The sequence below is a fragment of the Anaerobacillus sp. QJM3NY_32 genome, assembly GCF_056173645.1.
Genome location: NZ_CM149684.1, coordinates 213,828 through 229,621, shown reverse-complemented (window position 1 = coordinate 229,621; position 15,794 = coordinate 213,828). Strand labels below are relative to the sequence as shown.

The following is a 15,794-nucleotide window of genomic DNA, read 5'->3' as shown; positions in this document are numbered from 1 at the left end:
ACTTTCCACAAGACTATTTCATCATATTCTTCCAAAATCCTTCTTTTATTTTACTATTTTTTTAAAATTGTATTCATTACGCCTTTTTTTTCTCCGTTTTCACGAAAAAGTCTCGGAACGCGCGGTCCTATCATACAAGGAATTTCATAGTTAATCGTCTCAAGTCGTTCAGCAATGTCATCTATTGTAATTTCCTCTGAACCTTGTACTCCAATTAGCGTCACATGAGTTCCTATTTCAACTTCAGAAGAAAGACGAACCATGAGTTGATCCATACAGATACGGCCCACAATAGGTGCACGCTCGCCATTTATGAGAACATAAGCATTACTTAGTTTACGTATCCATCCATCAGCATATCCAATAGGAACTGTTCCAATCCATTCCCCTTCAGCTGTGTGATACGTAGACCCATAGCTAATCGGCTCTCCTGTGCTCATTTGCTTCACGTTAACTAGCTGACTATGAAGACTAAATGCAGGTTTAAGCTCAAAAGGTTGAATGGACTTCATCTCTTGAGAAGGAATCAATCCATACATTGAAATACCGATACGAATTAAATTTCCAATTCGATCAGGGTAGCGAATCGCTCCTGCACTATTTCCAAGATGAACCCATTTAGGCTCAATACCTTCTCTTCGAAAATAATCTTTCATTTTTTTAAAAGTTGCTATTTGAGATTCAATGAAAGCATTATCCGGTTCATCCGCTGTCGCGAAATGAGTGTAGATCCCCTCAACGATAAAAGAAGTGTGCTTTCTTAACCTTTCTATAATCATGGTTGCTTCTGTTTCCTTTTTTATCCCAAGACGCCCCATCCCAGTGTCAACTTTCAAATGGATATTAAGTGGTAATTCCCCTAGTACTCTCGCAGCTTGTTCGATCCAATCTTTTTGGAAAGCAGTAAGGGTAATGTCATGTTCTGCTGCCATTTTCACATACTCAGGAGGCACCCATCCCAATACAAGAATGGGAGCATCAATTCCTTCTTCACGAAGTGCAAGTGCCTCATCAAGAATAGCTACCGCAAGGTATTTAGCCCCAGCGCTTAAAGCCTTCTTAGCTGTCGCAACAGCTCCATGTCCATACCCATTTGCTTTCACAACAGCCATGATGGAAACATCTTTCGGCACATATTGCTTATATGATTTTACATTCTGTTCAATAGCATCCAGATTAACCTCAGCCCAAGTTTCACGATAAAACGCCTGATTGTCCATTCCAACTTCCTCCTAAAACAAATCACTCTGCCCTCTATTTTAGGAGATTTCAAGAAAAGCGCAAGTGTCTCGTTTAGTTCCGACAAGCGCTGGAAGCTTTTTTCCTGAACACGCCCTTTGTGTTCTGGGGAAAAGCTGAAGCGACTCGAGGAACTAGACACTGGAGCTAGACAATAAAAGCGCAAGTGTCTCGTTAATTCCGACAAGCGCTGGAAGCTATTAAATATGGTTTACTATAGCTATTTCTAAAAAAGGTTCAGCCATGTAATCATAGCTGAACCTCTTTGAAGTGTTATTTAATTTCCGTCATACCATACACTGACCTTGCCACAGACGCCATCTCTTCTTGAGTTAAATCATTTGAAGCCAGGAAGAAATCAACACCATTATGGTTCCAGGTAACTGTAGTATCTGTCATGACACCCATTGTAAAGCCTAAGTCCACCGGTTGACCCTCACCTACCGAGACAGGAGCACTTGTTTCGAGCACCGCCTCACTTTTCTCTTCTATTAACGTAAAGGACTTTTCACCAGTGAAGCTTAACATAACTTTGTTTGTGGCTACTTCTTTCTCATCTGTAAGACCTGTGCCTTGTGGTTCGTACATTGGATACACAACTTCAAACGGTTCATTTGTTGTAGCAATGACAGGTATTTCTAACTGAGCAGCTGTCATATTTCGTTCCATATCAAATGCACCCTTATCGAATGAAGCGTTGAATTTCATATTAGAGAATTCAATATCAACAAGAGGTTTCTGATCTTGATTCATAATGGTTACTTTCTCTGGCGCAAGGTCTTTCTTATTTAATTGGATAGACTGTTTTGATAAGTTCTTGTTCTGGTAGTTTGTTTTCGTTGTAAACACATAATCATTTTCTTTTGCTTCAAATTCTGCTCCAGAATCATTTAGTATATCTAGAACAAGCGTGTTATAGAGATAGGCCTGGCTACCATTCTCCGGCCAATCACTCTGGAATCTAAAACTTTTATTAAGAGCAGGAGTCAGAACAAATACCCCTTCATCGTTACGCAAGATAATTTGACTCTGTTCTTTTGAAGCGTTTTTTAACTCAACACGATAAAAAGAGGGCTTTTGGTACCAGATCTCTACATCATAACGCTGTGGTTCTTCACCTGTTTCAAGCGTCATTTTGGCATTTACTTTATAGCTCTCCATCTCATTCAACTTTTTGTCTAAAGCATCTACAACATCCTGCTGACTTTTCTGTCCGCATCCCGATAGTGCCACAAGCATCAGTACTCCGATAAGAAAAACGACTCCGAACTTTTTCACTCTATCCAACTCCTTTGCCTCATTTAAAACGACAAAGGAGGTTCCTGTCATGTGAAAAACCTATCCGTGATGTTGGTTAAGAAATGAATGCAGAACGGTTGGAATCGTAGCAATAACATCAGTCGCCAGTACGTCAAGAGTAGTGTGAGTCGTTTGAACAAGGGTATCTGCTGCTTGCCCATGTAGAAATACCGCATTGCTTATCCCTTCTTGGATGGACGAACTGTGCATAACGAAAGCAAGTACCATACCAGTCAGGACGTCACCGGTTCCTCCCTTAGCAAGCGCTGGATTACCTGTTGTGTTAACGAACTGACTTCCATCTGGGGAAGTTACAATCGTATTCGGGCCTTTCAATACAAGGTAAACACCGAATTCTTTAGCAAATGAACGAGAGATCTCGAATCGCTTACGCTGAATTTCCTCGATTGGCAAGTCAGTTAACCTTGCCATCTCTCCAGGATGGGGCGTTAGCACAGTCGGTGTTTCCCTTGCCTTCAGACATCCTTTCAATTCTGCCAGGTGGTACAAAGCATCTGCGTCCAGAATGAGGGGGGAAGTTGTTGATAACGCTGCTTCAACGACTGATTTACACCCCGGTTTTCTCCCAAGACCTGGACCAACAGCAATTCCATCGAAAGAAGAAAGGTCCTCCGGCACTTCTCCAGAGAAAAATCCTTCGCGAGATGACCACCCCTGGAAAATTGTTTCAACGACTGTTCCAGCCACCACAGAAAGAATTTCATCAGGTACTGAAGCCTGAATTAACCCCGCTCCGCTCCTATAGGCAGCTTTCGCTGTCATAACAGGCGCTCCAACCATTCCCTTTGATCCTCCAATCACCAGCCCTTTTCCATGGCTTCCTTTATGAGAGGACGCCGATCGATCAGAAAGCGTGCGATGTACATCTGACTTTTGCCAGAGTTCTCTATTGAATACAGATGAAAAAGCAGCCTGTGGTAGACCAATATCAACTACCTCTAAATCTCCATAAAAATCGGCATCTGGATAAAGGAAGGCTCCTAATTTTGGACACTGAATCGTATAAGTTTTATTCGCACGAACCGGAACGCCTTCGCCCACGTATCCTCCATTCGCATGTAGACCGCTCGGAAGATCAACAGATAAAACCGTTGCAGAAGACCGATTCAATTGCCTAATTACCTCATCGTATGGAGCACGAATTGCCCCTGATAAGCCAAGTCCTAGAAGACAATCGATAACTACAGAATAGTTTTGAATGTCCCGAGCGAATGCAACTCCGTCTTCATACGATTTGTAAGAATACGAGAGGCTACGATAAATATCGAAGTGAGTTCTAGCGTCTCCCCTTATCTTTGAATATGGTGGAATCAACCAGATATCTACATCATATCCATGCTCTTTTAAATATCTTCCCAGAACAAAACCGTCGCCTCCGTTATTCCCTGTGCCAATTAATACAGCCACACGCTTTTCTTTTTGAATTCTGCTCTTCATCGCCTCAAATAGAGCTTTCCCCGCATTTTCCATCAACATCACACCGCTAATCCCGATTTCCTCCATGGCAAAACGGTCTGCTTCATACATTTCTTCTCCGGATACGATTCTCACAACAGGTCCCTCCTGACCGTGGTAAATTATATGAGGCAAGTCTCCACCTTATGCAGACTAGCTTGACGAGCACTCAATAATTACTTGTGCAATAGCATGCTGCTTCGTATGTGAAATGGATATATGTATCTTCTCATCTTGATCGGCTGATTCAATATACGGCGCACCTTCTGGCGATTTCCGCACACAAATGTCTTGCCAGCTAAGTCTACCAATCCCAGTACCCCTCGCTTTTGCATACGCTTCTTTAGCTGCAAAACGTCCCGCCAAAAATTCCACACTTCTATGCCCACTTATTTGCTGATATTCTCTACGTTCACGTTCAGTTAGGATACGCCCAGCAAATGCAGCATTCCTCTGAACAACCTGTTTGATACGATCAACCTCAATCATATCTATTCCGATTCCTCTAATCATCTCTATACTCCTTCGTACTAATTCGTCACAAGCCTGCATAGTGTTTTCAATAGTGATTATACCTCTAGCTATGCTAAACTAATAAGAAAACGAGTGAGCTTAATTTACCAGCCACTCCTACAACATTCCATTGAACTGAATTGATAATAAATTCTCTGAAAAAGGTGGTCGAATTATGTTTGTGCGAAATGAAGATTTTCGCTCATTTATCCGTTATTATCCTATCATTTCCATACTTATTGGTATACATATCCTCCTCTTTGTTCTCGTAAACCTTTTTGGTTTGTATTCGATCTTAAGACTTGGGGTGGGCTACAATCGAGCGATTGAAATTGGTGAATATTGGAGACTCATTACGCCGATCTTCCTACATGGTGGATTTGCCCACGTTTTATTCAATTCCTTTTCACTCTATCTTTTTGGTCCGGCTTTAGAACAGATGTTAGGGAAAGCCAAGTTCTTGGTTGGCTACTTCGGGGCTGGAATTATCGCCAATATTGCCACCTTCTATTTGCAAGATAGTAATTTCAGTCACGTGGGTGCTTCTGGTGCAATCTTTGGGCTTTTTGGGATATATTTTTATATGGCTTTCTATCGCAAAGAATTAATTGATCAAGCAAATTCACAATTGATTTTAATGATTCTTGGAATAGGACTCGTAATGACATTTGTAAGTCCTAATATCAACATTCTTGGTCATCTCTTTGGGTTTATAGGCGGGGCAGCTCTGGCACCTATTCTTTTGATTGGAGCTAAACCATTTATCAATCGCGGCATTATTCGCGTCAGACGAACGGCAGACAGTGGAGAAATACGGTTTAAACCAAATCGTTGGCAACGGAGGAAAATCCGTACAGGGTCTGGTCGCGGCGGAAAAATTCTATGGGGAATTTTCATTTTCCTCGTCGTAATTGGTTTTATAGCAAGATTTGTTTAACGAAGTTCACACAAAAAAACCAGTGATTTTAACTAATATGTACCCTGTGTAAAGGACAGTTTAAAAAAGACTAGGCAACATTAAGAAGATGATTCCTGTATTGAACAGGGGTCATCTTTTTTAAGTTCCACTGACATCTATCCAGGTTGTAATACATCATATAACTCTTAACTTCACGTTTTAATTCGATTAGTGTTTGACAAGGTTTTATTGAGGCTTCGTCTTTAAAGTGACCAAAGAAAGATTCCTGTGGGGCATTATCCCAACAGTTTCCTCTTCTAGACATAGACTGATCTAAACCGTATTTCTTTAGCTGTTTTTGGTAGGTAGGGTGAGTATAGTGAAAGCCTTGATCAGAATGAATAAAGGCATTCGCATCTAGTTTTGCTTTACGGTTGTTTTTAAGTTTTACTAACGTATCTGTCGCTAGATCGAGCGTAATTCGGTCAGACACATGATAAGCTAGGATCTCATTCGTAGAGCCGTCCTTTATGGTAGATAGATACGCTTTCTTCTTATTTCCATAAAACAAATAGGTAATGTCAGTTAGAAGTACTTTCCCTGGGATGCCTTGTTTGAAGTTTCGCTCAAGTTTGTTTGGTACAACGCTGTGCTCTTTCGTTGCTTTCGCCATACGACGATAGGGATTCGCTCTTCTGATCGGACATACGATTCCGTATTTTTTCATGATTCTGCGTATGCGTTTTAAGTTATAGGTTATTTGATACTGGTTAGCTAGCGTCATCTTGATTTGACGTGCCCCTTTTTTTCGCTTTTTAAAGGCATAGGCTTTTAGGATCCAGTCTTTTAAAACTTGGTCTCGCGCCTCGTTTTCTGTTCGACGCTTTCGAGCACCTTCAGTGAAATAACGATAATAACCAGATCGTGAGACACCCACTACGGAACATAAGTATCGGACCATATTTTTAAGTTGATACTCATGGATGATATGGCGGATTAATTCAAACTTGAGAGAAGCAGCTAATTTTATCTCTTTTTTCCCATCCCCTTTTCCATCATTTCGAGCTTTTTTAGGAGATCATTCTCTGCTTTTAATAGGTTATTTTGAGCTTCTAAACGTTTGTATTTTTCCTCTAAAGACAGTTCCTTATCTTTGGATCTTCCGGAGCTTTCTTTACGAGTGTCAGTAAGTCCATTAATCCCTTTGTTTTTATAACCCTGTCTCCACCTTCTCGCGGCAGAATGTACTCTTTCGTGTCCGAGAGTATCGACATCAAATCCATTTTCTTTAAAAATCTGACTCGGTAGTTTTCCTTTTTCATACTCAGTAATGAATATTCGCTTAAATTCATCACTGTATGTGATTCCTTTTTCACTAACTGATTTCACAAATTTATTAGAGGCAAGTGTTTTGACATCTTCCTCTGAGAATACTTTCTTACTCATTAATAATCATTTCCCATCGTAGAATTTGTCCTCATTATACATAAAAGTACCCTATAGGGCAGACTTTTTTTAAGTGTCTACTCTATAGGGTACATATTAAACTAATCACTGGTTTTTTTACATGAAAGACTGTTTTAAATAATAATCTACAGCATCTTTTAAGCTTCCCGTAACCTCAAAGTTTTGATTTAATTCAAAATCATACTTCATTAATTGAAGCACATGATTCGGTTTTAACCCACATAAAACCACGGAAACGCCAGTAACTTCGAGCATTGAGCAAAACGATAACAGCGGAAGAACACCGCTATTTTCAATTTCTCCAATACCACTAAAGTCCAGAATCACACGTTCATACTTTCCATTGTTCAAAATTTGCAAAAGATTTAATTCGTTAACAAGAAAGAGCTCCTTTTCAAGTTCACCAAACAAAGGAATAATCCCCATATTATTAGATATTGGTAAGAAGGGGCTTGATAGCTGCTTTATTTTCAATAAAGCAGCTTCAAGCTCCTCCTTTTTATCTAATAAATCAAAGTTTGTATCTGCTAGTCTCTCCTGTTGCTTCTGTAGCATAGTGGACAACTTCTCAATACGATCATCCTGTCTGATACAAACTATCTGCCCGATCCCACTTGACCATTTTGCAAAAACCTGAAAAAGAGAATAGGGCGACTGAACCGTATTCATGACCAATTCTAACTCAACTTCATTTTGAGAGGGGCTCAACATACGTACCGCTTTATCTCTGCTATCAAGATCAACTAGATCTAAGAAAGACGAATGAAATGAGAAAGCTTTCACAGCATTTTCGGACTGTGAAAGGATCGTCAATGTCTCATCAATTAAAAAAGCTGGAAGAGGATGATCATTTATATCATAAATCATACTGTACACTATCCTTCCAACTTTCAAGCCATTCACGTACCTGATACAAATCAGCTACTAGCGTAGTTTGTTCAGAGCAGTAGCTAGACAAATCATATTGTGATGCAAGCCTACCTCCTACTATTATCTCAGGTGAATGTGGCAAATCTTCAAGTTCGGTTACATATCGATTTAAGCGCTCCGCATGGTAACGAATAGAGACTGAAATCCCTACTACTGATGCTTCCCACTTCTTAACTTGATCTAAAGTATACTCAAGAGGTAAATTTGCTCCAAAAAGCTTTGTTTGAAATCCGTATTCCTCAAAGAGCAATGAAATCATTTTCACTCCCAAGTAGTGCTGCTCTTGTTCGATACAAAGAAAAAGAGCCTTTGGTCCTTCTGAATTCCGATTCGCCATCTTTCTAAAATGCGCATATCGTGATAGAACATAATCACAAGTTGTTGTAGCTAAATGCTCGTCCGCTACAGATATTTTATTTTCCTCCCATAGTATTCCAATACGATGCATCGCTTTTGTAAGAACTTCGAAGGTTAAATAACTGTTTTCCAGCAACTCAGAATGCTCCATTATTCTTTCCCATGCTTGATTTTGATCACCTTCAAGAAAGTCATCTGTTAACATTTCAATATTGATCGCCATGTTCACACCCCTTTCTATAAGATGAATGATCCCTCTAAAAGTATTGCTATTTCATATGACCTGACATTCTGCAAGAAGAAGTTCACTCTTTATTATCCTTACTTTTATTTGAACGATAGGAATACCAATTTAACAGTTCTTCTGCATGAGAATGACCGATGTCTTTCACTCTAAACTGTTTTCCAGCAAGACTTGATAAAATCGATACCTTAAATGTAGCTAATTTTCGACGCTTTTGGAAGAAATTCGTCTCGATTTCCAGCGATTGAACCTTCTTACGAGAAACATAGACACGTGTTCTCCCAATTTGCCTAAATTGTAACAGCGCCACGTCATTTTTCACACCAGAAGCAGCATCTCGATAATGAAGATAACCAATCAGAGCAAAGAGCGGTAGCAACAATATCGACATAGCGCCATATGGAACAAAGTAACTAATGACACCTATTGGTAATAGAACGGGGATACAGAATCGAAAAAAATACCTTCTCCTAGCACGAACAGGCAAGGAGACATATTCTTCATGGATCGCTAATTCAGGTAGAATTTCTGCAAGCAACTCGGTAACTTTCTGACGCTTTATAAGCGGAAATAAAATCGTTGAAAACTGTTCATCTTTTCCACCGCCACCACCGCTCTCCACATAAAGCACAGAAAAGCCGAACGGTTGACGAAGAACCCCCTCTACAATGCGTATGGCCTGAATACGATGCACAGGAATCGTTAACTGTCTCTTCTCTAATATCCCTCTATTAATGATTAAATCATTCTCCATTCGAGTGAGAATGAACCCTCCGTACTTCAAAACAGTCCCCAAAACAGAGAAGATCCAGGAGACTAATAATAAAAAGGCAACAGCAAGTAATACAAATGGAAGGGTAGCCTCCATCACTCGCTCTGTCATACTCTCATAAAATGCATCAGGAAGAAGATCATCCACTTGGGAAGCAAAGGCTGCAACGAACGAGATCACTACGCCAATACCGCCCGACGTGGATGCCGCTATAAGTAACTCTTGCCATGAAAGCTTATATTCGAATGTCTTTGGATTTTTAAGTTCTTCCACTTCTTCATCTAATTTTGGTTTTCTTTTATCATAAAGTTCACTTCTTAATAGCTCTGCATCTTCACGTCTTAGAGCGGACATAACCACTTCAGGTTCGCCACCACCACCAGCGGTTTCAATTTGAACTTTCACAAGACTGAACAAACGTTGAATAAGACCTTCAGAAAAATCAATGGATTGAATTCTTTCACGTGGAATGAATCTTTTCTTTCGAAATATAAAGCCTTGATGAATTCGAAGCTCATTGTTTTCGACTTGATATGTATAAAAAAACCAACCAAGAACACCATTTCCGATCGTAAACAATAAGAGTGCCCCTATTGCTATAACGTGCCACCATTCATAGCCGCTTCCGCCCCCAACAAAAATAAAGAAAATAAGAGGGAGCGCCGCTTCTCTTGCGTATCTTAAAAGGGATAATAACATAGCCACTGGATGAAGACGTTTCTTATTAGACATCTTCTTCCGCCACCCTTGCAAGCACGGAGATACGGTCTCTTAGCTCATCTGCTATGTCATTTGATAGAGCTGGAATCTCGTGAGTCGTTGCTGCAGTAGAAATAGTCACAGATGATAGACGATAAGCTCTTAAAAGTGGGCCCTGTCTTGTATCAACGTGTTGAACTCGAACCATTGGAATCAACGTTCGCTTCACTACAATAACGCCATATTTAAGCTCAATTTCATGTTCTGTTACTTCATACCGCCATTTTGACCATCGTAATCTCGGTAAAATCCAGGTTTGTAATAGGAAAAAGAGCAAAGCAAGTATGCAGCTTATCACCAATGTCCATATAGGAATTGGTACTATCATTAAATGAATAACAAACAGGCCACATAGGAGAGCAATGGCTAGTAAAGAAGCCAGTCCACCAGTAATTTGCCAAACTTTCAATCCTTGTGGATCAATTTGTTTTGAAGGTTCCAGTCGCATTCTTTTCCCCCTTCTACCTCGTATCTTCTATTTTCTTTAAATTAGTATATCATGTTTATTAAGGTCCTCTATCACTAGTTCTAACTGTATTCTTTGTTCCTTCTTCATTCACCTTTTCATTTCATCAAAATCTCACAAAACAAAAAACTTGAGCGACATTCAGCTCAAGTTTTTTCTAAAATCAAAACTATATTAGTCCATAATATTGATTTTTCGATTCTGGCTCATTTCGAGCGAAAAGTCCTTATAAAGGATAAAGGCCCAATAAATTAATAACGTTTATGAGCATGACAGAATTAAAAATGCTTTGATACATATGGTCGTTCGGATTCTCTCATACTAATGATTTCTTTTTGTTCATGATCCCAAATCGATAGTATTTTTGAGTCAGCGTTGTAGAAAGTTAGATGTTGATCTGAACATTGAACAAGCTCACTACTTGGGATAGGGAATTTTTCTTGATGTCCTGTTTTGGAGCATATATAAACGAGCTGATCACTTTTCCCTGTTCGCCCATTGATGCCATGAACAATTAAGCTCCCGTTCCAGGAGTGAATCGTTCTTGGAGAAAAGTCGAGCTTAAAGGAATTTTTTATCTGATAAGAATCATTTAGAAGAAGAATCTGATCTTGATAAGAAGCTGAGATCGATAGTGCAGCAATATATATGCCTTCCTCTGCGATCATCATATTAACTGGAGAATATCCAGCTTCTAGCGGGATCACTTTTTTTCCTTTGTCACCGAATGTTGTTAAAAGAGCTTCATTTCCTTCAACATGGTAAGAAGAAACAATTAGCTGATTTCCTTTTCTTTTTAGATCACAGAAAATGCCATTCACATGCCACTGGTGTGTGATTCGCGGGTCTTCCTTTGCGAACTCATAAATCCATCCATTCCATTCTTCCCCTTCACAAGCAATGCAAACTGACTCAGGATATTCATAGAAACTTGGCTTCCCGTTTACTTGAAATGTTCTCAATTGAGCAAGGTGGTGAACAAAGACATAAACCTCGACATGGTTAGATGAAAGTTGCTTGGTAAACCAATAATTCTGGTTTGAATCCCTTACAACATTAGAAAAGCCTTCTTCACTTGCGATTGGTAGCTTGGGTACATTGACCCGCTCAGATGTTTTAGTATTGTGATGGGCATTTTCACCGGATTTAAGTGCTTTGTTCCCTTGCTCTAACGGCATTCTAAACTCTCCCTTCATAATCAGCTGCCTTCTTCCGTTTAGGCAAGTAGGAAAAAGGATAGATATTTATAACCGATCCTTGCTGTTAGTACTAGTTTAACAAACAATTCGTCAAGGGGGTATTGGGAAATAACAATAACTTTCGTCGGATTAATTAAGCGAATTGTTTCCTACTTTCCCAAGTATTGTGGAATGGACTAGGACTTTACTCCCTATTCAAGCCACTTAACCGGGACATGCTCTCTTTACTACTAGTGAATAAACAGTAGTAGGAGGACGACTTTTACCTTGACACCCTTTCTCTTCTGCATAACAATGATTACGAATCCACTAATTTCAGGAAGGATGAGATTCACTTGGCACGCAACCATGATGAGTATATTCGCAATTTATTTGGAAATGAAGACACAGCACTTCAATCAGTCAATGAAAGCATTCGTAGAAATGGTATGCCCGCAATCTCAATTAAACCTGAAGTAGGACGCTTCCTAGCTCTACTCGTAAGTATTGCAAAACCTCGAAACGTAATGGAAATCGGTGCACTTGGCGGTTATAGTGGCATCATGCTCGCAGGTGCTCTTGAGAAAGAAGGCTCCCTCACATCCCTGGAGTTAGAAGAAACCTACGCCAATGTTGCTAAAGACAACCTCACTAGAGCTGGACTTGGCGATAAAGTGAAGTATGTCATAGGACCCGCTCTTCAAAATATGGAATCTCTCCATAATGCCGGCCAGCAATACGATTTCTTCTTTATTGATGCTGATAAAGTGAACTATCCTAACTATTTTACTATGGCACTAAAATTAGCAACTCCCGGAGCAGTCATCGTAGCTGATAATACCCTTCAAGGTGATAAAGTTTTCGATGAAGATATTCATAGTGAGAATGTGGAAGCTATTCGAACATTTAATAAACAAATAGCAACTGATGATAGAGTTGAGTCCATTCTATTGCCTTTGTGCGATGGCTTAACGATTTGTAGAGTAAAACCTTAACTAGAAGAAATATACAAAAAAGAAGGGAGAGCATTGCTCTCCCTTCTTTTTGTTAGCTGAAAGGCGAAGAAACCGCCTAACATCGCCCTCTTATTTAGAATGCTACGATTGTTCTTCCACGTACTTTGCCATTTAGAATAGAACTCAACACATCAGGTAGTTCATCAAGTGTCACTTCATTTTGAATCGCTTCAAGGTGCTCAGACGGTTTATACTCGTCAGCGGCTTTCTTCCAAATTTCCTTCCGTTTTTCCATTGGACAATAGACAGAGTCAATTCCAAGTAAATTAACTCCTCTTAAAATAAACGGAAAAACAGTTGTAGGAACTTTAGCGCCTGCAGTAAGACCACTTACGGCAACTGCGCCACCGTACATTGTATTACTTAAAACAGCAGCAAGCGTTTCTCCTCCAACGGGATCGACTGCGCCTGCCCACTTCTGCTTGCCAATTGGCTTAAATCCTTCAGGGGCTACTTCTTCTCGACCGATTGTATGTGTCGCACCAAGTTGCTTCAGGTAATCGTATTCTGATTCTTTCCCTGTACTTGCTGCCACTTCATACCCTTTTTTAGCTAGAATAGCAACAGCCATACTTCCTACGCCACCCGTTGCACCTGTCACAAGAACTGGTCCTTTTTCAGGCGTCACACCAGCTTGTTCAAGTTGATACACGGAAAGAGCTGCCGTAAATCCTGCTGTCCCGTATACCATTGCTTCCTTAAAAGACAACCCTTCAGGAAGTGGGACGATCCAATCTGATTTCACCCTTGCATACTCGCTAAACCCACCGTAGTGTGACACGCCTAACTCGTAGCTAGTAACAATGACCCGATCTCCTTCCTTCCAATCTGGATGATCCGATTCAGCAACAACACCTGCAAGATCTATACCAGGGATGTGGGGATATTTCTTAACAATATTTCCCTTTGGATGAGTAGCTAACCCATCTTTATAGTTCACGCTAGAATAATGAACTTTAACTAACACATCTCCTTCAGGAAGATCGTCTTTCGTTAAATTCTTTATCGATACTTCTGTATTCTCATCAACCTTATCAACAACTAAAGCTTTAAATTGATCCATCTAGGATCCCTCCTTCAACTTTCTTTCGGACTCATCTTAACAGAAATTATTCTGACCGGTCAATTAATCTGAATTCTTTAATCACACATATGGTTTGTGTATAATGATCACTGTAAGGAGAGGAATGAGATGAAACGTAAAGCTGAGTTAAAGCGACAGCAGATTATTAAAGCAGCCTATCAAGCCGTCTCTGATAAAGGCTATGAGGCGGTTACACTTCAAGACATAGCTGATTATGCAGACGTAAGTAAAGGCGTCCCGAATTATTATTTCCAGAACAAAGAGGACGTACTTGCTCATCTGCTCGCTCAAATTACCGATCGCATATACGAAAAAGAGAAGCTGGCTGTTGAAAAAGAAACAACTTCAACTAACATGCTTCTGGCATATTTAAATACAGTGTTTGTAGGTCCTAAAGAAAATGAGAAATTCTACCGTGTATATTTAGATTTTCTTGCGCAGGCAACCAAAAACAAACGGTACAGAGAAATAAATGAACGCTTTTATCAAAATTGTTCATCCATCTCTAAAGTGATTCTCGAGCAAGGGAAGAAAGAGGGCGCCTTTCGTACGATTGATAACGAAGAGGCAGGGAGAACAATAAGGGCCATGATAGACGGTTATATGATTCAATGGATGATGACGGGTGACCATATACAACATAGCGCATATAAAACAGCTTGTTACAGAAGCGTGCTTTCCTATATACAAAACTAACTTTTGCTACTTTTCGACCCGTGCTACTTTTCAATGAAAAGCTCCACATTTCCTATTGAACTTCATTCTCTCAAAAAACAAGTCAGCCTTTCACTCTTATTAATAAAACAACTGAGAAAGGACAAGCTAACATCAAGTAAAGGAGGAATGACGTTTGCCTCAGGAGAAAAAACGCGGCATGAAAAAAGAGCTGTCTCAATCTGTTGAACATGCCAACCAAACAAAGCCTTCCACTAAACAAAAAAGCAAAAAAATCACAGAGTAAAACCGGGCCAAGCACGCCCGGTTTTACTTTAGTTTAAACGTAGATTGATCAATTAGTTCAACATCACTTCTTTGTCTAATTCTCTCCATCAGTTGAAAGAGCGCTGCATCTTTTTGCTTGGCTTCAATCATACAATCAATTTGGTCTGTGCTACCTTTGACTTCATTTAGAAAAGAAAAGAACCAATCAACATCTACATAATCAGCATGACTTCGAAAATCCTCTTCACTCTTAGGAGAAGAAATATGCATCTTAACAGGTAGTGAAGAGTCTCTCCAAGTATTAACCACTCTCCCCCATTCTGTCACCCAATCTTTTGTTTTATGACACGCCACATGATGATGATAATCAAAAACGAGCGGCACGTTTAACTTCTCACATAAATAAAGAGTATCTAGGAGCGTAAACGTTGTATCATCATTCTCTAAAATAATGGTTTGTTGTATTTTGTGTGGGGTATACATCCAATTATGGATAAACCGTTCAAGTGATTTCTCCTTATCATCATAGGCTCCTCCTACATGAAGGACACACCGATGTGTTGAAGGAAGTCCCATTTCTTCAAGAAGGCGCACGTGCAAAGAAAGCATTTGAATCGATGCTTGTAAAATTTCTTTCTTAGGTGAATTAAGTAAGACGAAATGATCCGGGTGAAAGTCCACCCTCATTTTTTCTCTAATTGCAAAATCACCTACCTGTTTCAACGATTTCTTTAGTGGAGAAAGATAATCCCACCCTTCAAGGGCTTCATGATTGGCAAGCGGGATTAGCCTTGAGCTAAAGCGAAAAAAATGAATCTCGTTCCCTTTATTGTGCTTAAGAAGACGTAGGCAGTTCTCAAGATTTGAAATTGCAATCCGCTCCAGTTTCCGAATAGCAGCTTCTCTATCTTGGATTTTTTGAAATTGAGCATATGTCATCGTCTGAGACGGAGAGCTGTTATTCAGTTCTGTACTCATTGCGACATACCCTAGCCGAATAATTGTCATTCCATTCTCACCTCCAAACATCTTTCTATTAGGCTCTCCATTCCATTCTTAATTCATTAGCCACAACTTACGTTCGATTAGACGTTGAAGCGTGGTACAATAGACATAATACCTGGATGCGGGTAATAACAAAAAAGGGGTAATTG

General features: G+C 39.9%; 15 protein-coding genes. 3 read left to right on the top strand and 12 right to left on the bottom strand.

The annotated features are described in order from the left end of the window. Positions 1-53 precede the first annotated feature (53 nt). The 4 genes from alr to acpS form a co-directional block, all read right to left on the bottom strand. The gene (gene alr, locus AC0VYH_RS01275; RefSeq protein ID WP_475366322.1) at positions 54-1,220 is read right to left on the bottom strand and encodes an alanine racemase; all 1,167 of its coding nucleotides are present in this window, start codon (positions 1,218-1,220) and stop codon (positions 54-56) included. A gap of 292 nt (positions 1,221-1,512) precedes the next feature. Further along, entirely contained in the window at positions 1,513-2,517 is a 1,005-nt protein-coding gene (locus tag AC0VYH_RS01270; protein WP_430241920.1) for a LolA family protein, read from the bottom strand. A gap of 60 nt (positions 2,518-2,577) precedes the next feature. Beyond that, positions 2,578-4,110, bottom strand: coding sequence for an NAD(P)H-hydrate dehydratase (locus tag AC0VYH_RS01265; protein ID WP_475366321.1), 1,533 nt, complete (start codon positions 4,108-4,110; stop codon positions 2,578-2,580). A 57-nt stretch (positions 4,111-4,167) separates the two neighbouring features. Then, positions 4,168-4,527 (bottom strand): holo-ACP synthase, encoded by a 360-nt coding sequence (gene acpS / locus AC0VYH_RS01260; protein WP_475373197.1) that lies wholly within the window; start codon positions 4,525-4,527, stop codon positions 4,168-4,170. A gap of 175 nt (positions 4,528-4,702) precedes the next feature. Here acpS and AC0VYH_RS01255 point away from each other — a divergent pair, with 175 nt between their 5' ends. After that, positions 4,703-5,464, top strand: coding sequence for a rhomboid family intramembrane serine protease (locus tag AC0VYH_RS01255; protein WP_430241926.1), 762 nt, complete (start codon positions 4,703-4,705; stop codon positions 5,462-5,464). 70 nt (positions 5,465-5,534) lie between these two features. Here the strand turns inward: AC0VYH_RS01255 and AC0VYH_RS01250 are convergent. The 6 genes from AC0VYH_RS01250 to AC0VYH_RS01225 all read right to left on the bottom strand — a co-directional run bounded on the left by AC0VYH_RS01250 (position 5,535) and on the right by AC0VYH_RS01225 (position 11,598). Beyond that, positions 5,535-6,871 (bottom strand): IS3 family transposase gene (locus tag AC0VYH_RS01250; RefSeq protein WP_430241928.1). Its coding sequence is split into 2 segments (ribosomal slippage): positions 5,535-6,487 and positions 6,487-6,871, totalling 1,338 coding nucleotides; the frame shifts between segments, so codons are not numbered across the junction. 117 nt (positions 6,872-6,988) lie between these two features. Further along, the gene (locus AC0VYH_RS01245) at positions 6,989-7,759 is read right to left on the bottom strand and encodes an STAS domain-containing protein (RefSeq protein WP_475366320.1); all 771 of its coding nucleotides are present in this window, start codon (positions 7,757-7,759) and stop codon (positions 6,989-6,991) included. Further along, a complete protein-coding gene (locus AC0VYH_RS01240) occupies positions 7,749-8,402 on the bottom strand; it encodes a cobalamin B12-binding domain-containing protein (RefSeq protein ID WP_475366319.1) in 654 nt (217 codons plus the stop codon). The genes AC0VYH_RS01245 and AC0VYH_RS01240 overlap by 11 nt, the downstream gene beginning before the upstream one ends. An 82-nt stretch (positions 8,403-8,484) precedes the next feature. Further along, positions 8,485-9,927 (bottom strand): PH domain-containing protein, encoded by a 1,443-nt coding sequence (locus tag AC0VYH_RS01235; RefSeq protein WP_475366318.1) that lies wholly within the window; start codon positions 9,925-9,927, stop codon positions 8,485-8,487. Further along, positions 9,920-10,402, bottom strand: coding sequence for a PH domain-containing protein (locus tag AC0VYH_RS01230; RefSeq protein ID WP_475366317.1), 483 nt, complete (start codon positions 10,400-10,402; stop codon positions 9,920-9,922). Before AC0VYH_RS01230 ends, AC0VYH_RS01235 begins: the two co-directional genes overlap by 8 nt. Positions 10,403-10,698: 296 nt before the next feature. Then, positions 10,699-11,598, bottom strand: a complete 900-nt coding sequence (locus AC0VYH_RS01225; RefSeq protein ID WP_430241938.1) for a hypothetical protein — start codon at positions 11,596-11,598, stop codon at positions 10,699-10,701. Between the two features lie 356 nt (positions 11,599-11,954). On the opposite strand from AC0VYH_RS01225, the gene AC0VYH_RS01220 reads away from it, so the two are divergent. Next, positions 11,955-12,593 carry an O-methyltransferase gene (locus AC0VYH_RS01220; RefSeq protein WP_430241940.1) on the top strand — a complete coding sequence of 213 codons (639 nt, stop codon included), beginning with the start codon at positions 11,955-11,957 and terminating at the stop codon, positions 12,591-12,593. 94 nt (positions 12,594-12,687) lie between these two features. Here AC0VYH_RS01220 and AC0VYH_RS01215 read toward each other — a convergent pair whose 3' ends face one another. Continuing rightward, entirely contained in the window at positions 12,688-13,677 is a 990-nt protein-coding gene (locus AC0VYH_RS01215) for an NADPH:quinone oxidoreductase family protein (protein ID WP_430241942.1), read from the bottom strand. Positions 13,678-13,806: 129 nt separating this feature from the next. Between AC0VYH_RS01215 and AC0VYH_RS01210 the strand changes: the two genes are divergently transcribed. Then, complete coding sequence (locus AC0VYH_RS01210) at positions 13,807-14,394, top strand: TetR/AcrR family transcriptional regulator (protein WP_430241944.1); 588 nt, start codon at positions 13,807-13,809, stop codon at positions 14,392-14,394. A 288-nt stretch (positions 14,395-14,682) separates the two neighbouring features. Here AC0VYH_RS01210 and uvsE read toward each other — a convergent pair whose 3' ends face one another. Beyond that, entirely contained in the window at positions 14,683-15,648 is a 966-nt protein-coding gene (gene uvsE / locus AC0VYH_RS01205; protein ID WP_475366315.1) for a UV DNA damage repair endonuclease UvsE, read from the bottom strand. Positions 15,649-15,794 lie beyond the last annotated feature (146 nt).